General features: G+C 43.1%; 31 protein-coding genes. 13 read left to right on the top strand and 18 right to left on the bottom strand.

Translation table 11 applies throughout. The annotated features are described in order from the left end of the window. Positions 1 to 4 precede the first annotated feature (4 nt). Together ACMXYX_RS11065 and ACMXYX_RS11060 are read right to left on the bottom strand one after the other, a co-directional pair. Positions 5 to 2077, bottom strand: coding sequence for a 4Fe-4S binding protein (locus ACMXYX_RS11065; protein WP_415906003.1), 2073 nt, complete (start codon positions 2075 to 2077; stop codon positions 5 to 7). Between the two features lie 333 nt (positions 2078 to 2410). Continuing rightward, a complete protein-coding gene (locus tag ACMXYX_RS11060) occupies positions 2411 to 3352 on the bottom strand; it encodes a winged helix-turn-helix domain-containing protein (protein WP_415896520.1) in 942 nt (313 codons plus the stop codon). 305 nt (positions 3353 to 3657) lie between these two features. On the opposite strand from ACMXYX_RS11060, the gene ACMXYX_RS11055 reads away from it, so the two are divergent. Continuing rightward, positions 3658 to 4095, top strand: a complete 438-nt coding sequence (locus ACMXYX_RS11055) for a hypothetical protein (protein WP_415884012.1) — start codon at positions 3658 to 3660, stop codon at positions 4093 to 4095. Between the two features lie 50 nt (positions 4096 to 4145). On the opposite strand, the gene ACMXYX_RS11050 is transcribed toward ACMXYX_RS11055, so the two are convergent. From ACMXYX_RS11050 to ACMXYX_RS11015, 8 genes are all read right to left on the bottom strand, one after another. Then, entirely contained in the window at positions 4146 to 4529 is a 384-nt protein-coding gene (locus ACMXYX_RS11050; protein WP_415884013.1) for a hypothetical protein, read from the bottom strand. Positions 4530 to 4663: 134 nt separating this feature from the next. Further along, positions 4664 to 5362 (bottom strand): esterase/lipase family protein, encoded by a 699-nt coding sequence (locus ACMXYX_RS11045; RefSeq protein ID WP_415906002.1) that lies wholly within the window; start codon positions 5360 to 5362, stop codon positions 4664 to 4666. Between the two features lie 30 nt (positions 5363 to 5392). After that, entirely contained in the window at positions 5393 to 5689 is a 297-nt protein-coding gene (locus ACMXYX_RS11040) for an antibiotic biosynthesis monooxygenase family protein (RefSeq protein WP_415896518.1), read from the bottom strand. Between the two features lie 54 nt (positions 5690 to 5743). Then, entirely contained in the window at positions 5744 to 6043 is a 300-nt protein-coding gene (locus tag ACMXYX_RS11035) for a hypothetical protein (protein ID WP_415906001.1), read from the bottom strand. Positions 6044 to 6055: 12 nt separating this feature from the next. Then, complete coding sequence (locus tag ACMXYX_RS11030) at positions 6056 to 6397, bottom strand: hypothetical protein (RefSeq protein WP_415884017.1); 342 nt, start codon at positions 6395 to 6397, stop codon at positions 6056 to 6058. Between the two features lie 59 nt (positions 6398 to 6456). After that, a complete protein-coding gene (locus ACMXYX_RS11025) occupies positions 6457 to 6762 on the bottom strand; it encodes a hypothetical protein (protein ID WP_415884018.1) in 306 nt (101 codons plus the stop codon). Between the two features lie 46 nt (positions 6763 to 6808). Next, a complete protein-coding gene (locus ACMXYX_RS11020; protein WP_415884019.1) occupies positions 6809 to 8089 on the bottom strand; it encodes a GGDEF domain-containing protein in 1281 nt (426 codons plus the stop codon). Between the two features lie 177 nt (positions 8090 to 8266). Beyond that, positions 8267 to 8680 carry a DUF2892 domain-containing protein gene (locus tag ACMXYX_RS11015; RefSeq protein ID WP_415906000.1) on the bottom strand — a complete coding sequence of 138 codons (414 nt, stop codon included), beginning with the start codon at positions 8678 to 8680 and terminating at the stop codon, positions 8267 to 8269. Between the two features lie 211 nt (positions 8681 to 8891). Here ACMXYX_RS11015 and ACMXYX_RS11010 point away from each other — a divergent pair, with 211 nt between their 5' ends. Together ACMXYX_RS11010 and ACMXYX_RS11005 are read left to right on the top strand one after the other, a co-directional pair. After that, on the top strand, positions 8892 to 9824 hold the full coding sequence (locus tag ACMXYX_RS11010) for a universal stress protein (RefSeq protein ID WP_415884021.1): 933 nt from the start codon (positions 8892 to 8894) through the stop codon (positions 9822 to 9824). Then, positions 9821 to 10084, top strand: coding sequence for a hypothetical protein (locus tag ACMXYX_RS11005; protein ID WP_415905999.1), 264 nt, complete (start codon positions 9821 to 9823; stop codon positions 10082 to 10084). Before ACMXYX_RS11010 ends, ACMXYX_RS11005 begins: the two co-directional genes overlap by 4 nt. A gap of 8 nt (positions 10085 to 10092) precedes the next feature. Here the strand turns inward: ACMXYX_RS11005 and ACMXYX_RS11000 are convergent, their stop codons facing one another. Further along, positions 10093 to 10593, bottom strand: coding sequence for a MarR family winged helix-turn-helix transcriptional regulator (locus tag ACMXYX_RS11000; RefSeq protein ID WP_415905998.1), 501 nt, complete (start codon positions 10591 to 10593; stop codon positions 10093 to 10095). Between the two features lie 113 nt (positions 10594 to 10706). Here ACMXYX_RS11000 and ACMXYX_RS10995 point away from each other — a divergent pair, with 113 nt between their 5' ends. Both ACMXYX_RS10995 and ACMXYX_RS10990 read left to right on the top strand, forming a co-directional pair. After that, the gene (locus tag ACMXYX_RS10995) at positions 10707 to 11615 is read left to right on the top strand and encodes an EamA family transporter (protein ID WP_415905997.1); all 909 of its coding nucleotides are present in this window, start codon (positions 10707 to 10709) and stop codon (positions 11613 to 11615) included. 9 nt (positions 11616 to 11624) lie between these two features. Further along, positions 11625 to 12242, top strand: coding sequence for a nitroreductase family protein (locus ACMXYX_RS10990; RefSeq protein ID WP_415884024.1), 618 nt, complete (start codon positions 11625 to 11627; stop codon positions 12240 to 12242). Positions 12243 to 12301: 59 nt separating this feature from the next. Here the strand turns inward: ACMXYX_RS10990 and ACMXYX_RS10985 are convergent, their stop codons facing one another. Next, the gene (locus tag ACMXYX_RS10985; protein WP_415905996.1) at positions 12302 to 12919 is read right to left on the bottom strand and encodes a LysE family translocator; all 618 of its coding nucleotides are present in this window, start codon (positions 12917 to 12919) and stop codon (positions 12302 to 12304) included. Positions 12920 to 13170: 251 nt separating this feature from the next. Here ACMXYX_RS10985 and ACMXYX_RS10980 point away from each other — a divergent pair, with 251 nt between their 5' ends. The 4 genes from ACMXYX_RS10980 to ACMXYX_RS10965 all read left to right on the top strand — a co-directional run bounded on the left by ACMXYX_RS10980 (position 13171) and on the right by ACMXYX_RS10965 (position 16290). Then, positions 13171 to 14094 (top strand): LysR family transcriptional regulator, encoded by a 924-nt coding sequence (locus tag ACMXYX_RS10980; protein WP_415884026.1) that lies wholly within the window; start codon positions 13171 to 13173, stop codon positions 14092 to 14094. Between the two features lie 112 nt (positions 14095 to 14206). Continuing rightward, the gene (locus ACMXYX_RS10975) at positions 14207 to 14812 is read left to right on the top strand and encodes a LysE family translocator (RefSeq protein ID WP_415884027.1); all 606 of its coding nucleotides are present in this window, start codon (positions 14207 to 14209) and stop codon (positions 14810 to 14812) included. A gap of 263 nt (positions 14813 to 15075) precedes the next feature. After that, positions 15076 to 15741: a hypothetical protein gene (locus tag ACMXYX_RS10970; protein WP_415884028.1), complete on the top strand. Its 666-nt coding sequence runs from the start codon at positions 15076 to 15078 to the stop codon at positions 15739 to 15741. Positions 15742 to 15747: 6 nt separating this feature from the next. Beyond that, positions 15748 to 16290 carry a FlgO family outer membrane protein gene (locus tag ACMXYX_RS10965; RefSeq protein WP_415884029.1) on the top strand — a complete coding sequence of 181 codons (543 nt, stop codon included), beginning with the start codon at positions 15748 to 15750 and terminating at the stop codon, positions 16288 to 16290. A gap of 125 nt (positions 16291 to 16415) precedes the next feature. On the opposite strand, the gene ACMXYX_RS10960 is transcribed toward ACMXYX_RS10965, so the two are convergent. The 4 genes from ACMXYX_RS10960 to arsB all read right to left on the bottom strand — a co-directional run bounded on the left by ACMXYX_RS10960 (position 16416) and on the right by arsB (position 19943). Beyond that, positions 16416 to 16748, bottom strand: a complete 333-nt coding sequence (locus ACMXYX_RS10960) for a hypothetical protein (protein ID WP_415884030.1) — start codon at positions 16746 to 16748, stop codon at positions 16416 to 16418. A gap of 145 nt (positions 16749 to 16893) precedes the next feature. Beyond that, positions 16894 to 17802, bottom strand: a complete 909-nt coding sequence (locus tag ACMXYX_RS10955) for a restriction endonuclease (protein WP_415884031.1) — start codon at positions 17800 to 17802, stop codon at positions 16894 to 16896. Positions 17803 to 17910: 108 nt separating this feature from the next. Beyond that, positions 17911 to 18567, bottom strand: coding sequence for a hypothetical protein (locus ACMXYX_RS10950; RefSeq protein ID WP_415884032.1), 657 nt, complete (start codon positions 18565 to 18567; stop codon positions 17911 to 17913). Positions 18568 to 18923: 356 nt separating this feature from the next. After that, complete coding sequence (gene arsB, locus ACMXYX_RS10945; RefSeq protein WP_415884033.1) at positions 18924 to 19943, bottom strand: ACR3 family arsenite efflux transporter; 1020 nt, start codon at positions 19941 to 19943, stop codon at positions 18924 to 18926. Between the two features lie 295 nt (positions 19944 to 20238). Between arsB and ACMXYX_RS10940 the strand changes: the two genes are divergently transcribed. Further along, entirely contained in the window at positions 20239 to 20520 is a 282-nt protein-coding gene (locus ACMXYX_RS10940) for a hypothetical protein (RefSeq protein ID WP_415884034.1), read from the top strand. A 69-nt stretch (positions 20521 to 20589) separates the two neighbouring features. On the opposite strand, the gene ACMXYX_RS10935 is transcribed toward ACMXYX_RS10940, so the two are convergent. After that, complete coding sequence (locus ACMXYX_RS10935; RefSeq protein WP_415884035.1) at positions 20590 to 21867, bottom strand: DEAD/DEAH box helicase; 1278 nt, start codon at positions 21865 to 21867, stop codon at positions 20590 to 20592. 124 nt (positions 21868 to 21991) lie between these two features. Here ACMXYX_RS10935 and ACMXYX_RS10930 point away from each other — a divergent pair, with 124 nt between their 5' ends. Next, a complete protein-coding gene (locus tag ACMXYX_RS10930; protein ID WP_415884036.1) occupies positions 21992 to 22429 on the top strand; it encodes a BLUF domain-containing protein in 438 nt (145 codons plus the stop codon). 50 nt (positions 22430 to 22479) lie between these two features. Here the strand turns inward: ACMXYX_RS10930 and xthA are convergent, their stop codons facing one another. After that, complete coding sequence (xthA, locus tag ACMXYX_RS10925) at positions 22480 to 23295, bottom strand: exodeoxyribonuclease III (RefSeq protein ID WP_415884037.1); 816 nt, start codon at positions 23293 to 23295, stop codon at positions 22480 to 22482. 176 nt (positions 23296 to 23471) lie between these two features. Between xthA and gorA the strand changes: the two genes are divergently transcribed. Together gorA and ACMXYX_RS10915 are read left to right on the top strand one after the other, a co-directional pair. Continuing rightward, on the top strand, positions 23472 to 24830 hold the full coding sequence (gorA, locus tag ACMXYX_RS10920) for a glutathione-disulfide reductase (RefSeq protein ID WP_415884038.1): 1359 nt from the start codon (positions 23472 to 23474) through the stop codon (positions 24828 to 24830). A 156-nt stretch (positions 24831 to 24986) separates the two neighbouring features. Next, positions 24987 to 25457 carry a GNAT family N-acetyltransferase gene (locus tag ACMXYX_RS10915; RefSeq protein WP_415884039.1) on the top strand — a complete coding sequence of 157 codons (471 nt, stop codon included), beginning with the start codon at positions 24987 to 24989 and terminating at the stop codon, positions 25455 to 25457. The last annotated feature ends 56 nt before the right edge of the window (positions 25458 to 25513 follow it).

Below are 25513 nucleotides of genomic sequence, written 5' to 3'. Positions count from 1 at the left end.
TAATTTATTCACACGTGGCTATTAATTTGTGGTTATGTGGTCGGGTTTTGAGCTTCCGACCTTGACGTTTTTCGACGATAAGCGGGACACAGAGATTGTCGTTTTCGTAGATAACGACGCAATCTAAGCACTGGAAGCATTCGTCGTAGTCGATCTGGCCAGTTTGTTCGATTGATCTGTACTCGCAGCGCTGCTTGCATAGCTGGCATGGGCTACCGCATTCATCACGTCTTGGTAGCCAATTGAGTAAACGTAGTTTTCCAAGTATCGCCATAGCGGCACCTAAAGGGCAGACATAACGGCAGTAGCCTTTATAGACAAACACACTGAGCGCAACTAAGAGCAGAGCCCAAATGACAAAGGGCCAAGAACGAACAAAGAAAAAGGTAATGCTGGTTTTAAACGGTTCAATCTCTACGAGACGGTCTGTCCAGATCGGAGAGGTAAAAGCGCAGGTAAGTATCAGAAGTAGCACAACATACTTCAGCTTTTTAAAGTGCTTATCCCATTGGCTTGATGGTTCAAATTGTCTGATGTTTAAAGACGTCAGTAATTTTGTAGATAATCCTTGAAGTGCGCCAAAAGGGCACAACCATCCGCAAAATGTACCGCGCCCCCAAATAAAGAATGTAATAAAGACACAGCCCCAAAGGAGGGTTGTCATAGGATCGTAAAGGAAGAAGTTTAAGTTACCGCCAGCCATCAGTGCTTGAATGGCACCCGTAATGTTTACAATTGATAGTTGCCCTTGTGCATACCAGCCGATAAAAAATAGGGTGAATAGCAGATAACAAATTCGGAAATAGGCGAAGAATTTTTTATGTTTAGTGACATGCGCCTGTTTAATTAAGACGATAAATAGAACAACTAAACCCAGTGATAGGATGATTATCTCTCCAAGTCGATCCTCCCAAATCGGTTGCCATGTTTTACCGTTGATATCGGGTTCATAAAAGTAATCATCAGGCACGCTGTATTTGAATTTAAGCTCTTTAGTTGTGCTAGGAAGGTAGGAGATTGATTGTCCTCGGGTGATACCTAAATCGAACTCTAAGGGTAAGGAAATATCGATTCCTGATGTATCGATAACTCTATATACCATCCAGTCTGCTTGGCTTAGAGGCTCAGGTAATTTGATTTTGTAATCGGGTTGAATCAGATCTAGGCGGTCGTCAAAATCAAGATCACGCATCTCTATTGGCAAGCCCTGTTGCCTTAAAAGTAAGCGATCAGAAATCCCTGCACGTAGTGTATTCTCGTGCATGAAGGAATAGCGCCCATTACTGACTACCAATAGAGCATGGTCGCCAGCCTCTAAGTTTTCTTGTAAAAATTCCCAAGATTCTGGGGTTAATAGGTTTCTTCCTAAAGTTGGGATAGCGAGATCCATTACGTAAAGCTCGACAAAATTGCCTTTCGGTTGCTTAAGAGCAATCGGATCTCGTCCTTCTGCTTGAGTGCCTGCGAAAAGGGCTTCGGCTTCAGCGTTGGTATATAGGATTTTGTTTATCAGGCCGCTATCGATTAGCTCGGACCAGCCTTTTACTTCAAAGATATCGTGGTCTATTTTGGCAATTAGGTCTGGATCTTTACTGCCACCGAAACCTAATTTTGCTCTGGCAATTTTGATTGCTGAAGAAAGAAGGGTTTGATTTAAAATTCGAATGGATGCGGTAGCGCCAGTCACACCATCAAGATAGATATTTTTACTGTCGTTTGGCTTCTTTTGTCCCTGCTTATCGCTGAATTTAATATTCTGCATCAGTGATAACCCTTTATATTGATCAACAAAATCAAACATGGGTTGTTCGCCAATACCAGCTACAAACATCGGCTCACGATGAAAGAGTACGCGTACATCGACAAACGAGCCCTCACTGTCGAGGACAACGAGTAAGTTGTAAGGCACACCCATAAATCCAGGGATAGAAGAGAAGTCGATCGATTCGTAAATGTAACCTACTTGATTTAGTCCAGTGACTTCCTCTTTAAACAGCGGCCAGACATCAATAGTGTTGTCTTTCTCTCCAACAACAAATGGGGAGGGGTAGAGCTTACGCAATTTTTCCTGCGTCATGATGCTTTCCACTTTTGTGGGAGTATCGCTGACAGAACTAGCGCTAAATCCTAATGAAGGAACGATGAGTAGTAAGAACGAGAGCAGCCAAGAATAGCTATTTAGCTTCCACATACGTAAACCTTTTCAAGCAATAAGGCATCTAGGTTCAGCTGCAAAAGCTGATCAGTGATCGGGATCACTGATGAGATTTTAGAGGGACGCTATAGCCTTTGATTTATCGTGCCGACGATGAAGTCAGCACGATTTTTTACAGGCTATTTAAGTTTTTTAAGTGGAGTAAAGTGTCAGATTTTTAAAAGAAATTTAAAAAAATAATGAAAAATCAATAAATTAGAAGGACTCTTTAGGAAAACGATACCCTTGGCCATGTACGGTTTCGATGACTGGTTTATATTGGCGCTTAGGGTCTAGTTTCTTTCTGAGAGTCACAATATGTTGTTCTAGGGATCGGCTACTCGGTACAAAATCGCGTCCCCAACCTGCGTTATAAAGCTTGTCTTTGCTAACCACTTCATCCGGGTGTTGGAATAAGCAAGTCAGAAGTTTTAAATCTCTTACAGAAATCTGTTCACTATAATCGCCACGGGTAATACACATACGACGTGGGTCGATCTTCATATCTCCCATCTCGAAAATATCATCCGTGTCATGACTTGTAGCTGTGCTCTCTTTATTTTTTCGTTGGAAGAAAATATAGACGGTGCTGCACAATAAGATGGTTAGCAAGATTAAAATAAGGCCATAAAAGTTATTGTCATTTTGGGAAGCTACTAATTGTTTGTTTTCTGCTAGTAACCCGGTAACTAATTGATCTTTTTGGATGCCAAGAGCAGCTGCAAGATCTGCTGTCTTAAGCAATAAACAGACTGAAATCCCTTCGCTTTGACAAAAGAATAAAGCATCCACGTTGATGTCATATGCTTCCCAAGCAGTTGGGGTAGCTGTCTGCAATAACGCTTCTAAGCGGGGATAGTTGTTCGTCACTATGTAATCGTTAAGGTGAGTACTGGATTGGGTATCTGGGAAAATCAGCTCGTGATTAGCGTCCCAGACTGCAATGGTTTCTATTAGATGAGTCGAAGCTTGTTTAATCCGCAGGCTAGTTTGATTGTTTTCGTTTATATCATCACTAATCCAAGCCAGTTCGCCCTTTAAAAATGATTCTGTTTGTTGTCGGATATCGTTCGGTTGCGTAATAGCAAAAGAAGCAAAGCTGACAAGTAAACTTGTAATGGCCAAAGCAGCGGATAAAGCGAGCTGATGAAATTTCATAAGAGGGCTTAAAGTTATAGTGACTCTATATATGTCGTTAATAGTAAAGAATATTCGTTGAGCATTAAATCTGAATTTAGAAAGTTATGCCTGTAAAAAGGGGGCAATAGCTTGCCGAAAAGCGGCAGGCTTTGCGCTTAAATTCCAAGTTTTGCTCGGTAGAGCATAAGCGTAGAACTAAGTTGATCTAGGCTACAGCGCTGATTCTAAGCATCTATAGTTGAGAAAGCTTAAGATATTTATTGGTTGGCATGCTAGTTGCTTTGATGTTTTTAATATACATTTTATTTGGTAGGGAAATCATTATGCAAGTCAACCAAACTTCTCACGCAGCTCAGGTTTATCAAACTCAAAGTAAAGGATCTGTTAATACGACGCATGGCGCTGGCAATAGTGTTAAAGCTTCGAGTGGCGATGTGCATCTGAGTAAAGAAGCGCGTAATGCACAAAGCGCTTTGAATGGCATTGCAAACAGATATGATGTCACTAATATTTCTACACGCGAACGCGGCGCTATGGTGAGTGACCTACAAGAAAAGGGACTTCTTTCTAATGAAGATGCAATGAGAATGGCTGCGCCTTTTAGTATGAATGAGAACATCGACACCAAAAGGGATTGGTTACAAATCAGCAAAGACGCTCTAGCCTTTGCAGAGCAAAATGGTCAGTCGCCAAAAGAGCTGGAATCTATAAAAAGAAATGTTTCGATCTTAGAGCAGCTTTTTGAACTGAGAGATAAATAGCGATTATCTATCTGAAATGACAAAGGAGAGCTAGGCTCTCCTATAGTAGATTAATCCCCGCCGCCACTGGAGTCACCACCACAACTTCCGCTGTCTCTATTATTGCATCTGCTATCCGAATCGGATGAGAAAAAATCAATATCTATGCCCCATCCATCGTCATCACCATCGTTGTTACGCGAAGAGCGATTACGATTAAACGTTGCTAAAAATACACCTACAGCAAGGCAGAACAACACTTCAGGGGTAAAGCTATTGTGATAACCATATGCCGCTGAGGCAGCAATTATTATTACTCCTAGACTTCGTAAGCAGAAAAATAGCTTGCCGGCGAGGAGCCCACCGATGAAAAAAATAACACAGCCTAAAACGATACCGTCTGTGTAAAGTGCGTATAAACCAACGGCTGCTAGTAGATATCCAATCATGCTCATATAGGTAATGTCCTTATCATAACAGTAAGGGATAACTCTGCCTTACGAGCAGAGCCGCCACTTCTCAAATCGTATCAACAAATATAGGTGTGCCGAATTTAGGGTATAAGATGTAACTTGGCCTTGTTGGCTAATCAAAGGTTTTTACTATGATCAAAGTTACCGTTCTTTAAATAGTTCACCACTTGAGCGATTACTTTCTTGTTTTTCATCATAAAAGGGTGAGTAACTGGCATTGCGATATGATCGTTCATACCTTCGAGTTTTGTATTCTCGATTGAGACCTTGCCATCATCGGTGCTTGGGATCAGTGTGGACAATATCAAATTGATACTACGGGTACCGGCTATAATCCCTACGTCAAAGTTCGCTTTGCCGAGAGTATTTGGAACGCTTAGCTCTCCAGTACCTAGCTGTAGGCCTGCATCACCATTGATAAAGTGGAAGCCGGGAACTTCGCCAAGCTTATCGACAATTTCACTTCCTCTATTTGGTGGCCCAAGCATAACTACTCTGTTTAAATTATTTATTTCATGAGCTCTTAGGTATTGGCGAACTAAGATCCCACCAAGGGAATGAGTTACAAAATTCACCTTCATGCTCTTAGGGCACTGATCTAGTGCGGGCTTTATTGCTAATTCGGCAAGCTGTTCTATTGGATAATCTCTGGAAGGGTAGTCGATGTTAATCGTTAGAAAACCTTCTTTGATCAAAGACTCTTCTAACGTTTCCATCGAGCTTGAAGAGCGGGCGAGGCCATGAATTAGAATCACGCAAGAGGCTTGAGTGCTGATGGAAAAAGCGAGTAAGAAAAATGCCAATAGTCCTTTCATATTGATTAGTCCATATCATCCTTAATTGGTCTAGCGGGTATAGTCTTCTATCTCTTCGTATGCATCTGCAGATATTCGTTTGCCTAGTGTTCGCATTTTCTGCATCTGTTCTGGGTTTTCATTTCCCCAAAAATTCTTCCAGGATTCAAGGGAGTCCCACTTTGCGATGGTGATCACTTCGTTTTCATTTTCAACGGACTTCAGCATAAAACTACCAAGGGCACCGTTAACAGTTTCATGAATATGATTGGTTGTATTGGTCCAGATCGCTTTAAACTCTTCAAAGTTCTCTGCTGGAACCTGCCATCGATAAACAACTCTTACCATTTCAATCTCCGATCTCTTATAGTCTTACTACCAGTTGTGGATTAGCTCTAAGAGTTAAAACGTATCTTCGTGACCTTCTAACTCGGGCTCATCGTATATATAAAGTTCGTAGTGTTCGCGTAGTTTTGAAATGACTTTGTGTACCAAAAAACCGTTTAAACTATCGGACTTAATTTGAAAGCGCATGCTGGTGAAGGTATCTAGAGCGACCTTTTCTTCACCCTCATAGATCCAAATCCAAGCATCACCTTGTACACCTGACTCTACATTCGAGAATGTCTGCTGCACAAGTTGGAGCAGCTTGGGATAGATATCGTAGTAGCTAACATCGGATGCTATTTCTGCAAAGATCATAGCTACTTCTTCCTAAATCAATATATTTGAAGCGATCGATTCATAAAATTTAATAGCCGCAGCACTTAAAATTAAAGCAACACACGCAAGTTTTAGTGCATTCCAAGGGCCAGTGCCTAACAATACTCCAAGAGTGATGCCTAATGTAACTAGAGCCGCAAAGAACCCAATAAAACCGCCATCAACAGCGTCATAAACGAATAAAGCTAGTGCTGGGCCTAGTAATGCTGCAATCAAACAGAGGAAAAAGTTGGTGCGCGAAGCATCAAACCATGAGGCCGCGATTTTCAACGGTAAAACAATCGTTGCACTGATAACGGCTAAAAAGTGTAGAGTGAGAGCTGGTACTTCCATGTGAAAATCCTTTTAAATGTAATCCGTTTTTATAATTTGAATCGTACTAGCGATTCTAATTACTCACTAGCATACAGTTGTATGGCTGATTCAGCTATGGAACTTGTAATCAAGTAGGTGAGTAAGAATACTAAGATAGGAAATACCAAAGCAAAAACAGCTTTAAACTCAATAAACTGATGATTAACTGCTTTGGTGAATTCGCCATTATATAACTTCTCCTCTTCACTGCCTTGTGATTGCTTAAGCTGATCTTTGAATCGTTTGTAGTTGCTAAAGCACTCACGAAACATATGAATACCCATAGGTATCGAAATCAAAAGGCCAAACGCTAGTCCAATTATCTGAGGCAAGCTTTCTATCATCGTTATTCCTTTAACCGTTTAATCAGCGTTAGTTGATTAAATACTCTTAAGCATAATCCTTCCGATGCCCGCGCTTCTGAGTCTTAGGCTTCGGCTTGTAATGAACCGCTGTAGAGCAGTTTCGGCCATTACGTTTTGATTCGTATAGGGCTTCGTCGGACTTTTTCATGACCGCCATTGAGTCAGGAATTTCAGGTGTTTTTTCACAGAAGCCTATGCTGATGGTGACACTGACTATTTCAGTTTCCGGTGCATTTTTGCGCATCTTTTGACCCTGTTCGTTATCGTCTGGGCGGTCTTGATTACGGATATGCATAGGGTAATTGGCGATAGTTTCACGCAATTGTTCTATGTAAGGCAGGGCTTCAGCTTCGCTTTTACCTGGGAATACTAGGGTGAACTCCTCACCACCATAGCGGTAGGCTTTACCGCCACCACTGACTTGGTTCAGTTTGGCAGCAACCATTTTTAATACTTGGTCGCCGACATCATGACCGTAGGTATCGTTAAACTTTTTAAAGTGGTCGATATCACACATTGCCAGGGTGTACTTTTTACCTAGGGTTGAGAACTTATCAAGCAATGCACGACGGGCAGGAATACAGGTAAGTTCATCAATAAAGGCCATTTGATAAGAGTTTTGAACCACCGAAATAGCCAGTGCAATCATGCTGGCCGAAATAAATAGCGCAGAGATCATCGGCTGATGGAACCAACTCAGCATGATCAGGGCAGATAATAAACTCGCCAGCAAAGCGGCATCTGTATAGGTCTTCCTAAACACAAACGAGAGCATAATTGGAACAAGGCCAAGGCCAAATGCCAGTGCAGCAGCTTGGCTTAGGTAATACTCGTGCAACAGCATTTCTAACATCATCATTGGTAGGTTCGCTAGGTAGAGCCCTAGAGAGCCATTGGACCATATTAGATATAAAACCCCGTAACTAATCAGGATGACAGACAGCCGGATGATGCCAACAGGGGTAAATAAACCTCGCTCTTTATAAAGCGCAATGCAGCCAAGATGGAAAGGGAGCAGTATCGATATACAGCTAAAAAGGACAAAGGCATCTGGCTGATTCAGACTGGTTTGGAGACCATTTTGAATTAACCAATAGGCTCCACAAAGGTTTACTGCGGCAAACAAGATACGACTGCGGTTAAACCCGTAACCTAATAGCGCGACAATGATCGCCAGAGGGTAGGGAGTCAGAGTGAGAATCTGTTGGTATTCCTCACTCAATTGAGCAGTAATAGGCAATAACAGGCCTGCTGCACACAGCAGAATAAAAGAGGGCAGTATTAAACCGGCAGATCGCAATAGCATGTATATCTATAAAATTCTGAAGCTAAATAAGATTCGTTATTGTATCTGCATCACAATTAAAAATATTGTTTTTAGACAACAAAATGAAGGAAGTTAAGCAAGCCGGATATATTCCGGCTTGTTTTTGTGGCCTAGCACAAGGGATGGGGAAACTAGGCCGATAGGAACCGGATTAAATTAGTTCGCTTGAGTGCTTTTAAAACCTAAAAGTTTCGCAACCATCATAGCTGGGCACCAGCCTGTAAGTGCCGATTGGGTCAAACTCACACCTACGATAGCCGTTACGATTAATAACGCTTGAGGAGCTTGTAAAAACAATACAGGCCCCACTGTGAACATCACAACACAACCAGCGATAATGTGAAGGCCTTGATTGATGGTCATACCTTCGCAATTACAACTCTCCGCTTTTAATCCCAACTTCTGAAAAATAAATACAGCAGGGCACCAGCCGGTAAAAGCAGATTGGAATAGGTTAAGGCCAACAAAACCGGTTAGGTAATACCAATTGGCATTCATGTAATAACCTAAAACTAAGCTAGCTAATATGACACTGCCAGCCATCAGACGAAGCGCGGCGTTAAGAGACATGATGATTCCTTTAAGTAGAGAGTCGTTGGAAATATTATATATAAGTTGTATCTAATATAAAGATCGGGCTTAGTCCAAGTTTTTATAATTAAATGTAGTGAAAGCGTACTTTGTTATAAGGGGCTTACAAACGAACTGGAAAACCTTCAATTTAGGATCCAGACTGGAGATATAGAGAGAGGAATATCAACCACTTGCTGGTGAGGAAGAGATGGATAGGTTACTGGTCAATATCGATTTTAAACACGATAACTCCAGCCTTATAGAGAAAGCAGTAAATCTAGCGGAACAACATTCTGCTTTTCTCGAGCTGTTTAGTTGCTGTTATAACCGCTCGATCAAACATAGCCACATGTTTGATGCTAAACAAGAATTAAAAGCCGAACATGCCTACGTTAAACAAACCGAAGCCAAGCTTGAAGAGCTCTGCTTAAATATCGAAGCTTTAGGTATAAAAACGGGTTTTGATGCTAGCTGGAATCGTCATACTGGTGAAGGAATTGTTCGTAAGGCTCTACGTTTTCAACCGGACTTAGTGCTTCATTCAATTCAGCCGCATACTCGATTGGGCCATTATTTATTTGCCCCTGTCGATTGGCAGCTTGCACGTAAATGTCCTGTCCCCGTTCTGTTTGTGAAACAAAGGCCATGGGGTGACCATACCCGCGTTGTAACCTGCATAGATCCTCTACATAAAGATGATGTAAAAGGCGCTTTAGATAGGGAGCTGATCGAGCGAACCCGTGAAATTATGGACGACGGCCACAACGAACTAAGAGTTTTACACTGTTATAACACCTTACCCCAAGAAGTGATTTTTGATGAGCATGTAGTCACAGACTACGAAGCGCTGCAGGAGCGTGTAGAGCGAAGTCACCTTAGCTCCTGTGATGAATTACTTGAAGAATATGGTTTGAGTATCGAATCGGATATGGTCGATATCATCAAAGGCGAAGCGGATCTGACCATTAGTAACTATGCCAAACATAATAAAATTGATGTGGTTGTAATGGGTGGCGTAGCACGTACCATTCTGGATCGATTATTAGTCGGCAGCACAACAGAACATGTAGTCGATCATGTCGATTGTGACGTGATGATTGTTAAGCATCCGGATTTTGTTTGCCCTGTACCAGAATCATGAGGGTATTTATTGGTGTTATTTTGCCTTCGGCGTTTCAGGCATTAGTAATTTTTATTATTGCCAGCATGAATCAAGGTAATGGTTCCTGGGCTGGCTTGGCTGCTTTTTTGATAGGTATGTTCGCCATCCCTATAACCTTGTTAATTAACGGGCTCTACGTTTGGAAGAACCCGCAACATAATTTATTTCAGGTGATGGGGAAATGCTTTACTTTGGCGGTGATAGCGCCATTTTTCTGTATTTTTACCCTGTTTTTATAGATTTTAGTTTATTGTTCTAGTACTTCTAGTAAGCGTTTTAAGCTTTTATCCATCTGAATTTTCTCCTCTTCAGAGAAGGCGCTCATTAACCGATCAAGGTTATCAACGTGGGCACTTACTGCTTCATTGATCAGTGCTAAACCCTCATCGGTTAATTTTACCAACATGCTGCGCGCATCTTCGGGATTATTGCAGCGGCTGATTAACCCTCTTTTTTCCAATCCTTTCAGACGATGGGTCATCGTGCCAGAGGTCACCATTAGGGTAGAAAATAGGGCAGTAGGTGCTAAGCAATAGGGTGAACCAGATCGACAAAGCGTCGCCAGAACATCGAACTCCCAATAGTTAAGTCCATATTCTAAAAAGGTTTTTTCTAACCTTTGTTGCACTAATGCTGAGCTTCGTTTGATACGTCCCGTCACGGACATCAGCTCAGAATTAAGCTCCGGTCTTTCTGCTTTCCACTGCGAAACAATCTTATCTACAGCATCTGTCGATTTATCTGTCATCTGTTACACCTGAAAATTTATCTTGATATCAAGATAGTTTGCTGTCATTGTTTAATTATATCTTGAAATCAAGATAAGTTCTTCATCGATACAAAATAACCAAGGTGACGAGGATGATCGGTAATTTACCTAACAGCGTGCGTATTGTTGTAACGGCACTGGCCCCCATCATTTGGGGCTCGACTTACATCGTTACTTCCGAACTATTGCCTGCTGATCGTCCCTATACCGCCGCATTGATTCGTGTGCTTCCTGCGGGCTTCTTGCTTTTATTGATGAGTTTTTATCTGCCTAAGCGCAAAGAGTGGGGAAGGTTAATCATTCTCTCCGCGCTAAATATTGGACTGTTCCAAGGACTATTGTTTGTTGCGGCATATCGTTTACCCGGCGGAATTGCTGCTGTTGTGGGTGCAATCCAACCCCTGTTATTGATGTTGCTGATCTGGTTAATCGACAGCAAAGCACCAAGAGCGCTGACGGTCATTGCAGCCACCTTTGGTGTTATCGGTATGGCTGCACTGCTTCTGTCGCCGAATGCTGAGTGGGATCTATGGGGAATTATTGCGGCATTTCTTGGTGCGTGTTCTATGGGTGCCGGAACCTACTTAGCGAAACGCTGGCATAGCTCCCTTCCCGTATTAGCTTTTACCGGCTGGCAGCTATTGCTGGGTGGATTGATGTTGCTACCCGCTGCCTATTTTCTAGATCCTGCACTGCCTGAGTTGGGCAGCACTGAGATACTAAGTTATGCCTACCTTTCTATATTCGGAGCGTTAATTGCTTATCTACTGTGGTTTAAAGGTATTGCGACACTGTCACCGGTCGCAGTGTCATCTTTAGGGCTACTAAGCCCAGTAACCGCAGTGGTATTGGGCTGGTGGGTGCTCGATCAAAGTTTACAGGGCTTTGCATTACTTGGGCTGATTACTGTGTTGATCAGCATTTTAGTCGTGCAAATCTCTGCATCACCTAAATCTATTTCACGTTCTAAACAGCCTGTTGTTGCTGAAGCTAAAGAGTAAGGAGTTGTTATGAAAGATATGATTACCCAACTGATTGAAACCCGTGCCTCAGTAGGGCGTTATGATGCAGACAAAAAACTATCAGATACTCAGCTTAAAGAGCTGTTGCGATTAGCGACGCTATCGCCTTCGGTTTATAACATGCAGAACTGGAAGTTTATTGTTGTTTCTAGCGAAGAAGCCAAACAGAAACTGCACCCAATCGCGTTTAATCAGCCACAAATTCTAGATGCATCTGCCACAGTGATCATCTGCGGCACGCTTAAGGGCTATCAACAATTACCGAAACAGCTCAGCCCAGTGGTAGAAGCTAATATTATGTCGCAAGAGGTAGCGGATGGTTGGGTTGAAATGGCGACCAATTCACACGAAGGCAATTACACCTTGCAGCGAGATGAGGCACTACGTTCCGGTTCATTAGCCGGTATGACTATGATGTTGGCAGCGCATGGTATGGGTATCGCCTCAGGTGCTATGACGGGTTTCGATCCAGGCCAATTACACGCTGAGTTTGAGCTTGAGGAAACGGATATTCCAGTAATGCTGGTAACGCTTGGCTACCCAGCAAAACAGAGCTGGCCGCAAAAACCACGCCAGCCTGTTGAGGATGTAGTCGCTTTCGTTTAACGATCAACAGAAAACAGGCTCGCGTGTTGTGGTGATAAAAGGTGATGGGAGAAGAGGAGTTAAGCTAAATAGGTTTGGTGCAGCTCGTTCAGTACCGGTAATACCGAAACCACCAATAAAAGTGCCATCGAGATATTAAATACTCGTTGGTACTTAGCCTCTTTGAGGAAGCGTTTTAGCCCCGATCCAAAGATCAGCCATACGCCCACGCATGGGAAACTCACCACAAAGAAGGAAAGGCTAATCACCATAACCTGTAGCAGCATCGTTGTATCTTGCGAGGTATAAGCCGCAATCGCACCGGTCGCCATCACCCAGGCTTTCGGGTTTACCCATTGGAAAAGTGCCGCCTGCATAAAGGTCAGCGGATTAGATTTCTGATCCCCCTCCATCGACGCAGGGGCAGAAGACGCCACTAACCATGCAAGGTAAAGCAGATACGTCACACCAAGCACTTTGATGATCTCGTGAACAATCGGAAACTTCTCAAATACCGCGCTAAAACCCAAGCCTACAGCCAGAACCATCAATGGGAAGCCCAAGCAGATACCTAGTAGGTGAGGCATGCTGCGCTTAACCCCAAAGTTAAGTCCTGAGGTCATAATCATAATATTGTTAGGGCCAGGGGTTATCGTGGATGAGATCGCAAAAACTAAAATCGCTAAATAGATTTCCATAAAAAAGAGTTCCGTAACTTATAAGTGCTGTAACAGACAACTAAATACAAAAGTGGAAATGTTCGTAAGCTATATAGTGTCGTATAAGCAAAGTTCTAGGTGCAGAGGCAGAAAAGAGATAATTAACCGTCACAGATGCAACACAGTTGCTCTGTATTGGTCTTAAAAAGGGTACAGATAAAGCTTAGTGTTCGATGGATAGGATCAGATAGATTATGATTAACCTTTTAGAGAGCTATGGCTGAATCTTTGTGAATCGACTTAATCTGAACCTGCTGCGTGCATTAGTCATTATGCTGGAAGAGCGCAACGTAACCCGTGCTGCTGACCGGTTACACCTTACGCAATCAGCCATGAGCCGACAATTAAGTCAGCTACGCGATCACTTTGCCGATCCACTGCTTATTCGCGAAGGTAATGACTACCTGTTAAGCGCCAAAGCTAAAGAGCTACTGCCTAAAGTTCAGGCCATACTGGCTGAAGTGGATGAACTAGGGGAGGGCGATAGCTTTAACCCCGCTGAGTGTGTCCGTCGATTCAGTTTTGCCTGTACCGATCATGTGGCGCAGTTTATCTTTCCCGATATTTTGCAAAAGCTCCACCAAGAAGCCCCGGGGATCGATATCAGCTACGAAATGTGGCGACCGGAGCTATTAACACGTTTAGGCCAGCTTCCCCTTGATCTCGCTTCAACGACTACCAACAGTTTGCCAGAAAATGTACTGAGCATTCATATCGGCCAAGACAGCCCTGTGTGTTTGATGGCGAAAGACCATCCACTAGCGGGTGAAAGCCTTACTATAGAAAAGATGCTGGAGTACTCATTCCTGCGTTTAAACAGCGGTGGTGATAAAGATTCCTTCTTTGATCGTGCGCTGGAAGCCCAAGGCTTACAACGTCGCATCCAATTTGAAGTACCGTTCTTCTCTGCGGCGTTTCAGGCGTTATCTAGTGAACCTATGCTGATGATCTTGCCACAGCATATTGCTAGCAATGCCTTAGCGCACTTTCCTTTGAGTTACGCTGAACTACCGTTAGATGAAGTGCCGCAGAACAACTATCACCTCTGCTGGCATGCTCTTCACGATCAAGATCCAGCCCACCGTTGGTTACGAAATTTGATCGCGGATCTGCTCCGTGACGAGATGCATATCGACACTCATGCAACGGAATAGCACTTATCAAACTGGGTATGATTTTAAATCATAGTCGGTATTTGATATTTGCATTTTTTTAATTCCTTTCAGCTAACTACAATACCTCCATCTACTGATCGAGGTGACTCCCATGACTCTGGCCATCTGGCTTTCATTTGTTGTTGTATGTCTATTAGGCACTATGTCTCCAGGCCCAAGCTTGGCGGTGGTATTGCGTCAGACATTAGGAAATGGCCGTAAACATGGTGTGATCACCGCAGTAAGTCACTCAACTGGCGTAGCGGTTTGGGCGATCTTAACCCTTTGGGGCTTGGGCGTTGTGGTATCGGAACACCCAATGCTTTACCAAGTGATCACTTATGTTGGTGCGCTTTATCTAGCATGGCTTGGTTTAAAAGCGATCCGCTCAAAAGGTAATGCTAACTTCGGTAAAGACAAAACCGTAGGCCCGTATTCAGAAGCGGTACGTGACGGGGTGATGATCTCGGTCCTAAATCCAAAACTGGCGCTGTTCTTTATCGCTCTGTTCTCTCAGTTTGTCTCAGCCGATCAATCGGTGACCGAAAAGCTGATCTATATGGGCACAGTGGTATGTATCGATATGCTGTGGCTATGCAGTGTGGCGGTGGTGCTATCGAAAGAGAAAGTGATCAAAGCCCTACAGAAAAAGGCAAAAGAGATCGATCAAGTGAGTGGTTTGGTGATGATTGGTCTAGCACTACGGATCGCTTTATAAGCGATCTGTGTCTAGGAGAAGATTTGCTTTATCTGAACAATTTTATGTTTTTAAAATAAGCGCTTTATATATTAAGTTTCTATTATTTTTTATAGTCAGTGCGGTTGTATCTGCTTGAATTCACTTCCTTTTATCGATTGACACTTCATTTATTCAAAGTAGGATTGCTTCTACGGAACTTAGTTGTTCTAGATATATACGTTGGCTCGTAGTTCTTGCGAGCCCACTTTAAGTTCGCAGCGGACGACGAACAAGGAATTAAAATGGTTAAAAAGATTATCGTTTTGGGTGCTACGGCCAGCATCCTGACAGGTTGTTTACAAGCAAATACTGCCCAGTCTCCACTCCCTTCTACTTACCCAATTTCACAACAGCAAAAGATGCAGGCAGCTCATCACTGGAATGTCCTCGCTGAGCATGAAGCTAAGCTAATTGCGGGTTCGGTAGGAAATAAAATGCCTCTACACATCAGTGGTGGCGATGCATCTCAAGTTTTTTATCAAGGCTATGCAAATTTACTGACGAGTCAGCTAGTGCAAAACGGTGCGACTGTTTTGACGACGCCTCATGGCGCTGCAAATGTGTCTTTTGATGTAAATGTTGTAAAGCACACAGATAAAGATAGCGTTCGTGCTCCTGTTGGTACGTGGTCATTGTTAACTGCAGGTGTTGCGGTTGCTGCTCACGCAATAGATAAATGGACAACACCGGCTAAGTTATTAATTCCTGCTGCGGTAGGTGCTGACATAACAAGTGGTAACTGGGTTAAAGACTCAAATGTAGAAGTGATCATCACCACGACGGTTACTCAGCAGAACCGTATTCTGCACTCATCGTCAAATATCTATTACATCAATGGTGGTGATGCTTCTCATTATGCTCCAAGTGTGACCTCCACTAAATCTGTCACATTAACCGATCAGGAGTAATAAACAGTGAAAAAACTACTTAGCGCTCTATTGATTGGGGTAACACTGATTACGGCTGGTTGTGCAAGTGATAAGGCTGTTCGCAGTAAACCTACTGAACAAAAAGTTGATTTGGTTGGTGTTCTCTCGGACGCGCGTAATCCTTTATTCAATAAATTGCTTTCCCCTTTATCTAAAGACCAAGCAATTATGACAGCAAGCTTTGCCAATATTGATAATCTGTCCGCTTCATCTACTTTCGGGCGAATGGCTGCTGAAGTTATCTCTGCTGGCCTTACGAAGAGAGGCTATAAAGTTATTGAAGTGAAAATGCGTGATAGCTTGTTTATCAAGCAACGTGCAGGTGAGTTTATGTTGTCTCGCCAGCTTCAAAATATCTCTCAACAGCATGATGCTCAGGCTGTCCTTCTTGGAACATACGCTATAGGTGGTGAAAACCTTTATGTGAATGCTCGCCTAGTGAGAACGGTTGATAATATTGTGCTGAGTTCCCATGACTTCGTTTTACCTCTTAACAGAGATATAAAGAGGTTATTAGGAGGAAGGTAATCTCTTAAGGTTCTAAGGCCGCTATCATAGCGGCCTTTTTTATGATGAATGCTTTATTCTAGGAAATAAAACACCGAATCAAGGGTATTAAGAAAAGGAAAGTTAGAGTGATTTACGCACTGAAATTACCAGTTTTTAAACTGAAGTCCGTCGATCTCTTCCCACACTATCTCATCATTCAGACTGCGCACAATCTCAATCGACTCGTTTAGGTCAGCATGTTTAGTAAACGAACCTTTGCGCTCATGCATTGGTACATCCACCAGAATCGAACCGTCATCCTCAACCATAAACTGCAGCATCAGATTGTTCTCATCAATCAAGCCGATAAAGTTATCCGGCTCTTTCAGCATACTCTGCATATGCACAATCACGTTCTCTAAGGTTTCAGATACAGCCTCATCCGAACGCACATGCTTATCAGTAGAGTAGTCGGTGTAGAAAAATTTAAATGACATGGGGTAGAGCCTTAATGCTGACAAGAAAGGTTATATTATAACTTATTGTAAGCTGGACTGACCGAATTACTTGGTAGCATCCTAGAATTAAAGGGCTTTGACCCCTTAACGCTCCTTTTGGCCGTAACGATGTTTAATAAACATATTAAGTTCCGACACCATAACAATGATAACCAACAACCCTAAAGAGAGGTTCAAATTCTAAAACTTCAGGATCTTCAACACCCTTCCAGTTCTTTTCTACTTCGGCTGGATTCAATCCGCCCAGTGTAAACGCATTAGTTACCACCGCTCCTGTATGCTCATCCTTTAATCCATTTATATCTTCTATTGGAAGGTGACCTAAATATAAGTCTTGTTTCACATGTAAAGCCACCGTTAGCTCTACCGCGATTTTATCCTGATACCCATTGTCTATGAGTACCTTCTTATCGCCGAAAATAGATACTGGTTCATGCTCCCCAGGCTCGCTAGGGAATCTCCCTTCATCCCATGTGACTTGAGCGACGTGTAAAGTAGATCCCAATTCATTACCTTCTTCATCGTAGACAGGAAGGTTATAAAAATCGGGTTGAAGCCTCATAGGTTTGGGGGCTGATGTGCTCATGCCAAAACTCATGTACGCACTCCGAAAATCACAAAGCACAGGAGCTGTAACAGTAGCCTGCCACTTATGTTTCCCGGTAGATATTGGACGATATAAATCAATTTGTAGCTTTTTAGCTCTTTTCAGTGCTGATTTAGTGAATCCTGATGGACAAACTAAAGCGCCTTTGTGCGCTTGTACATCTTGAACCAGTCCTTGAAACTCTTCGACACCTTTTACATCTACTGGCTTTGAGTAGTCTTTGCAGTCGATAACAATCTGCATAGTATATTGACCAATATTTTGCTCTACCAAAATATCAATTTGCCTTTTGGTTTCGCTATCAACCCCATCTAGCATTACGTTATGTTGCACACTTGCATCTGGCGATAGTTGCTTTTGTATCATCGCAACTAAATATTCAAGATCTTTCCAATCAGGATTCTTATCTTTATCGTTATTGGTCATTCAAATCTTCCAAGTTGATCTTGAACTTAACGCTTTTGTAATGGGCCGCATTGCTGCGAAGCAGCGAAGTTTTCGGTCCAGCCCGAAGGGCGATTATTAACAAACTTGTTAAATAGCGCCTGTGATAGCTTTACGAGTTGCATTAAATATTCTTTCCTTTTCTGGAAAGGCTAATAATTCTAGAGTTATTTCCCTAGCGTTTTGATACGACTGCCATAAATGCTGGGATACCGACCACAAAGCAAGCAAAACTTCTTCAATTTCACCGAGCTTCACCTTTTCAAACAGGTGATAATATTCATGCTGTTCAGTGTAAATGGCGTGTGCATACACTCTGCTTCTTATTGTCTTACATTCAGCTCTTAGGTAGCCGTTATGTTTCGTTGCAATAGAAAACAGTCTTCCGATGTCGCTTTCGTTTGGAAAAACTGAATCATCTAGATAGTTAGGGTTTATCTTAAGAACGTCACCACGTCTTTTTAAAAAAGCGGATTCTGAAAAGTCAGATGCATTTCTAATACAGTGTGTTTTGAAACCAGAAAAAGACTTACAGCCACTGCTATCATCTGAAAGACGACCTAAATATAAAAACAATGTATGTTGCAGTGAAGCACTATGGGTTCTCCAAAATTCCGAATTTTTATTTGCCGCAGCAACTACTTCATCATCTCTCAAAGACTCATAGAACCCCATGTAAGAATAAAAAAGGGTAAGAGCGCTTTCTGTTTCTTTGATGGTAAAGTCAATCCAACTTTTTGTGTCCATACTCGAAAGCCTTTTAACAGCTATATACGACAAGTTATTTGTAGAAAAGCGACACTTTGTCGTATATCTCCAAATTAAAAGAAATCGGTAATAGTCTTTCACCCATTGAAGCTAAATACTTAATTATGGATTTATGAAAATGGAGTTTTGTAGAAAGACGATAAATTGTCGTGTTTCCACATAAAAATTGAAAAACGATCTTCTATAAGAATCATTCTCATTAATCCATTGAGGTGGGCTAACCTATCTCCTTAGTTAACCCAATACTGACAGAGATAGGTATGTTTGAGAAGTGTAGAAAATAGTGGCCTTTGCTTATGCAGATCTTAGCTGGTTTCGACTGTTTTTGGCCGTTGTTAAGAAGGAAACCAATGCCTAGTTCTATTCGCAAACGCCACCAGCGATAACATCACCGGCACTTCCACTAATACACCCACCACCGTTGCTAATGCCGCACCGGAATGCAGACCAAATAGCGAGATTGCCACCGCAACTGCTAATTCAAAGAAGTTAGAGGTACTGATCATACAGGCAGGGGCAGCGATGTTATGCGGGAGCTTCATCCACTTCGCGGCAAAGTAGGCCAGTGCAAAAATACCGTAGGTTTGGATTAGCAGCGGGATGGCAATCAGCAGAATCGACTGAGGCTGATTAACGATCTTTTCTGCTTGGAAACCAAATAACAGAACTACAGTAGCTAGTAGGCCGAGAATCGACCAAGGCTTTAGCGTGGCTAATAATGATTCTAGGCGCTGACCATTATCTGCTTTTTCCAGTTTATGACGTGTCCAGATGCCAGCAATTAACGGCAATAATACGTACAGCACAACCGATAGCAGTAGGGTATCCCACGGCACGTTGATATCACTCACACCCAGAAGAAAGGCGGTGATCGGTGCAAAGGCAAACACCATAATCACGTCGTTTACTGATACCTGAATCAAGGTGTAGTTAGGATCGCCTTTAGTAAGCTGGCTCCAGACAAACACCATAGCGGTACATGGAGCGACGCCGAGTAGGATCATACCTGCGATATATTCGCTGGCGCTTTCTGGATCGACCAGATCGGCAAAGAGTACCCGGAAAAACAGCCAACCTAATAGCGCCATTGAGAAGGGTTTGATTAACCAGTTAACTACCAGCGTCAGCGCGATACCTTTTGGTCGTTTACCAACATCACGTAGTGCAGTGAAGTCGATCTGGACCATCATCGGGTAGATCATCACCCAGATAAATACTGCGACCACCAAATTTACATGAGCAAATTCTAGCGCTGCGATCTGCTCAAAGAAGGTTGGGATAAGATTTCCCAGTACGACACCCGCCAGAATACAGACACCTACCCAAAGGGTGAGGAAACGTTCGAATATACCCATAAAGCTAAACCTAATCTTGTTGGTAAGAAAGAGAGTTTAGATTATATACGGAAAATCATATATATTTAATTTCATATGTATTGTGCATGAGGTTTTGTAGGGTGTAATAGCAGAGCGTATTACACCAATTTAGAGCCTGTTAAAGGTGCAATACGCTTCGCTATTGCACCCTACGGTTATTTAATAGAGCCGAATACTTAAGCCTTTTGGGCGAGTACCTAAGTTTCATAGCACAAATTAGTAAGTTAAGCCTACACTTTGTGTGTGTATTATTTGGAAGATAAGGATGTTTGCGATGACTAGAATTGAAGATGGGTATCTAGATGATGGCGAGCTTGAAAGGCTATTTCCTAGGGCTTTTGTGTCTAGAAATAGCTGCTTCACTAATCTATGGCAAATGCTGCATAAATGCAAAATGAAGTCAGCACTTTACCCTGATACTAAAAATGAGCAGCTGGATAGGATAATTAAAACCCATACTAGCTTTAGTTCTTGGAAAGAGATGTACGAGACGGCGCTTGAGCAGTATGCCGACGATTTATGTTCAAAAGTGGATGAGGATATCCAGACTCACTGATTTCTATCTTAGAGATCTTGATTAGAAGAGCTGAACCTAGCCGATTCAGCCCTGACCCCTTAAACGACTTTAGCTTCTACCTTTCCAAGGGTTTACTCCGCTTTTCTTTTCAGCTGCAGCAGCTTCACGTAGTTTGTCTTTCTTGCTCTTACGCTTGCCTTTAACCGGTGCTTTACCTTTTTTAGCCTGAACTTCGGCTGGTATTTCTTTCGATCGTTCAAAGCCTTCGACTTGCTCGCGGGGTATCTTTTGCTGAGTGCGCTTTTCGATCAGTTTAAAGTGCGCGTCACCTTCGTGATCGACAAAGGAGATCGCTTCGCCGATCTCACCTGCACGGGCAGTACGGCCAATACGGTGAACGTAATCGGCAGGGGCACGAGGCAGGTCGTAGTTAAGTACGCAAGGTAGGTTTGGAATATCAATACCACGAGCTGCTAGGTCTGTCGCAATCAGAATTTTACATTCACCTGATTTAAACTCTTGTAGCGCTTGGTTACGCTCTTTCTGCGTTAGATCGCCATGCAGAGTTTTCGCTTGAATGCCGGAGCGGTATAACTTCATCTCGACATTGTTTGCGGTACGCTTACTGGCAACAAAGATCAGGACTTGTGACCAGTTTTGCTGTTTAAGCAGGTGCTTTAACAACATCGTGCGGTTGTTGTGGTCGACCTCAATTGCACGTTGTACTAACTGTTCTGGGATTGTGCTCTCTTGCTCAATCTCAATTTTGACTGGGTTATCCAGAAAATCGTCGGTGAGTTCCTGTACGCCTTTTGGGAAGGTCGCGGAGAACAGCAAGTTTTGGCGCTGTTCTGGTAGTTCATCCAGGATGTCATCCAGTTCATCGGCAAAACCTAGATCCAACATGCGATCAGCTTCATCAAGTACCAGTGTGCTGACGTTACGTAGATCAACGGCATTACGCTCGAATAGATCGATTAGTCGCCCAGGTGTTGCAACCACAATATCTGCACCACCACGCATCGCCTGCATTTGTGCATTGATGGATACGCCACCGTAAATCGCCAGAGATTTAAGCTTCCTTGGGAAGTTACGGCCGTACTGACGGATCGCTTCTTCCACCTGTACTGCCAGTTCACGCGTAGGTACTAATACCAATGCGGTAACTAAGTTATTTCGCGGCGGTAAGGATGTCGCTAAGCTTTGTAAAATCGGTAGTGTAAATGCAGCGGTTTTACCAGAGCCTGTTTCTGCAGCAGCTAAAACATCTTTCCCTTCGAGTGTGACTGGGATCGATTGTTGTTGAATAGGCGTAGGTTGTTCATAGCCTAAATCAGACAGTGCAGATAGCAGAAAATCAGATAGACCGAGCGCAGAAAACGACATATTGAAGTGATAACTCAAGGTGGAAGACAAAGTGATGGGCTATTCTAACAGAAGTCGCTATCAGAAGATTGCTCTTGAGCTAGCCTGATTTTATCAGGAATTAACTGCGTCGCTGAGGTTATGGATGCTGCATCAGTTTGTTTATATCAGTCATCAGGCCAATGAGTTTTCCTTAGAGGGCTTAAGGGAACTAATGAATCAGGCTCGAACCAAAAATAAACGCTTGGAGCTAACCGGTTTGTTGCTATTTGATCCTCCGCTATTTTTTCAGGTGTTAGAAGGGCCGGAAGCGTCCATAAAGCAGATCGCGGCAGATATCAGAGCAGATACGCGCCATAGAGATATGGATATCATCTACACCAATGACAATTTAGCAGAGCGGGAGTTTTCCCGTTGGCAGATGGGCTTTAGGTTTTTAGGAACGGGAGATAAAAGTTCTTACCAGCATCTGGATGAACGGGTGAAGCGCTTATTAAGAATGTCGCATCCGAATGGTCAACTTGCTCATGATGCCTTGGTAGAATTTTGTGAGATGGATGCTAAGTATTTTGATCTAACTTAAACAAGGCCGCTTACTTTTGCTCTGTAAGGCAGCCCTGAAAAAAATCTTAATTAAACGCTTAGCTCTGCCCAGATTGGCGCATGGTCGGATGGTTTTTCCATACCGCGAATTTCGTAATCCACGCCAGAGTCAGTACATTTCTCTAGTAATGGCGCCGTTAGTAGGATGCCATCGATGCGTAGGCCGCGCTTTGGTTCGGCATCGAAGCCACGAGAGCGGTAATCAAACCAGCTAAATACCTGATCTTCATCTGGGTTCTGATGACGGAAGCAATCAGTTAAGCCCCAGCCCGTTAGCTTGCTATACCATTCACGCTCTTCTGGTTGGAAGCTGGCTTTACCGGTCTTTAACCAACGCTTACGGTTTGGTTCACCAATACCGATATCTTTATCTTCTGGTGAGATGTTTAGATCGCCCATCACCACAATGTTCTGATCAGGTGTGTAGTTTGTTTCTAAGTGGCTTTGTAGATCAGCATAGTACTTACGCTTGGCTGGGAATTTAACTTCATGCTCAATGTTCTCACCTTGAGGGAAGTAGCCATTCAAAACTGTCACTACGTTGCCTTCGTCAGTTTCGTAGTCACCCATGATCATGCGGCGCTGAGCGTCTTCTTCGTCAGTTAAGAAGCCTTTTTGTACATTGCTCAATGGCTTTTTCGAGATCAGACATACGCCGTAGTGACCTTTTTGCCCGTGGATTTCAACGTGGTAACCCATCGCTTCAACATCTGCCATTGGGAAGGCTTCGTCATGAACCTTGGTTTCCTGCAGGCCAATAACGTCTGGCTGATACTTATCGATAACCGCTTGTAGCTGGTGAAGGCGGGAACGTAGTCCGTTAACGTTAAAGCAAATCAGTTTCATAAGGCCGCAATCCTGAACAAAAATAAAAAATGGATTTTAGTGAACATTTAGCCGGATGGATACTCATAATGAATTAGTAAATTCTATTGGGGTGTTTAACTTTCTTTATTGGCCTTCATATACAGGTTTCAGTACAGTGAGCACATTGAAGATTGACACAAGAAAAGGAGCCGATTGTGGCGGAATACGATTTTGATCTATTTGTAATTGGTGCGGGTTCAGGCGGTGTACGTGCGGCACGTATGGCAGCAGGCATGGGTGTTAAAGTTGCCATTGCAGAAGATCGCCACCTTGGCGGCACTTGTGTAAACGTAGGTTGTGTACCTAAAAAGCTATTTGTATACGCATCTCACTACGCAGAAAGCTTTGAAGAAGCGGCTGGTTTTGGTCTTACTCATAAAGGTATGGAGTTTGATTGGCCGACCCTTCGTGACAATAAAACCAAAGAGATTGAGCGTCTAAACGGCATCTACCAGAACCTATTGGTGAACTCAGGTTGTGAGCTAATTAACGGTCGCGCTACTTTGTTGGATGCGCACACAGTCGCTGTAGGTGATCAGCAATATACTGCTGAGCGCATTCTGGTTGCTGTAGGTGGTTGGCCGAACATTCCGGATATTCCGGGGAAAGAGCACATTATCAGTTCTAATGAAGTGTTCTACTTAGAAGAGTTTCCTAAGCGCGCTCTGATTGTAGGCGGTGGTTATATCGCCGTTGAGTTTGCCGGTATCTTTGCAGGCCTAGGCGCGAAAACAACCTTGGCTTACCGTGGTGATCTGTTCCTACGTGGTTTTGATAACGAGATTCGTGAATTCACTGCCAAAGAGGTAGCGAAGAAAGGTGTGGATCTGCAGTTCAACAACAATATTGAAGCAATCGAGAAACAAGCGGATGGTTCCCTGCTTGCGACCATGACTGATGGTTCTGTAATCGAAGCCGATCAGATCATGTACGCAACGGGCCGTAACCCTAAGGTTCAGGGCTTGGGTCTTGAAGCGCTGGGCATCGAACAAGGTAAAAACGGCGCTATCGTGGTTAACGATGAGTTCCAGACCAATGTGCCATCTGTTTACGCTGTAGGTGATGTAATTGACCGTGTTCAGCTAACGCCGGTTGCGCTTGCAGAAGGTATGGCATTGGTACGTAACCTATATGCAGGTGCAAACCAGAAAGTAGATTACGATCTAATCCCAACTGCTGTGTTCTGTCAGCCTAATATCGGCACTGTCGGCTTAAGCGAAGAGCAAGCACGTGAACAGTACGACAATATTGAAGTGTACAAATCTGAGTTCCGTGCGATGAAACATACTATCAGCGGCAGTGAAGAACGTACCTTTATGAAGATGCTGGTGGATGCTGATAGCCGTAAAGTATTGGGTGTTCACATGGTTGGCCCAGATGCAGGTGAAATCATTCAAGGTATTGGTATCGCTCTTAAAGCCGGCGCCACGAAAGAGGTCTTTGACAGCACGATTGGGATCCATCCAACCGCTGCTGAAGAGTTTGTCACTATGCGTGAGCCAAGCTCAAACTAATTTTCCCCTCTACGGAAAAAACCAAAGCCGATGTTAAATACATCGGCTTTTTTGTAACTAAACTGTATTACAGATAATTATCGAAGAGCCTCATCTAACTTCGCGAAAGATTAAGATGTTTCAGCTCCAGCGAGTTGGTTGAAAAATGAAGGTCATATGCATTATTTAGAATACGTAAAATTCACCGAGATAGAGCCGCTAGAGTTTTTACCGGTGTTAAATAAGCGATCAACGCGGGAGCATCTGATTGGTCATGAGCTGTTTGATCTTGAGATGGTGACTGATTGGATTCAGGAGAAAATAGAGGTGGATGCTGCTGAGGGTTGTAGGGTTAGAGCGATCAAGGTTAAGAACACGTTAGCAGGATGGTGTGGTATACAGTTGGAAGAAGGAAAATATGAGATCGCTATTGTCATCGACGACAGCTATTGGGGTATAGGAAAACAGATATTTCGTGAAATCATGCGCTGGGCTAAAGAACTAGGCCATAAAACGATCTTTATTCACTTCCTTCACACGCGACCTGAATATAACTTCTTAAAGAAGTTGTCGAAAAATGTATACGAGAGCGAGCTGATGGGAAGCAAATTTATGACATACGAACTTGAGGTGGAGAAACAAATTTGATGTAGGCTGAACTCTTACCCTCTAAGAGCCAGCCTTATATCGAAGAATTTGTTTGA

Source organism: Neptuniibacter sp. QD72_48, assembly GCF_047778065.1.
Taxonomy (GTDB): domain Bacteria; phylum Pseudomonadota; class Gammaproteobacteria; order Pseudomonadales; family Balneatricaceae; genus Neptuniibacter.
This window is presented reverse-complemented; position numbering and strand designations above follow the sequence as displayed.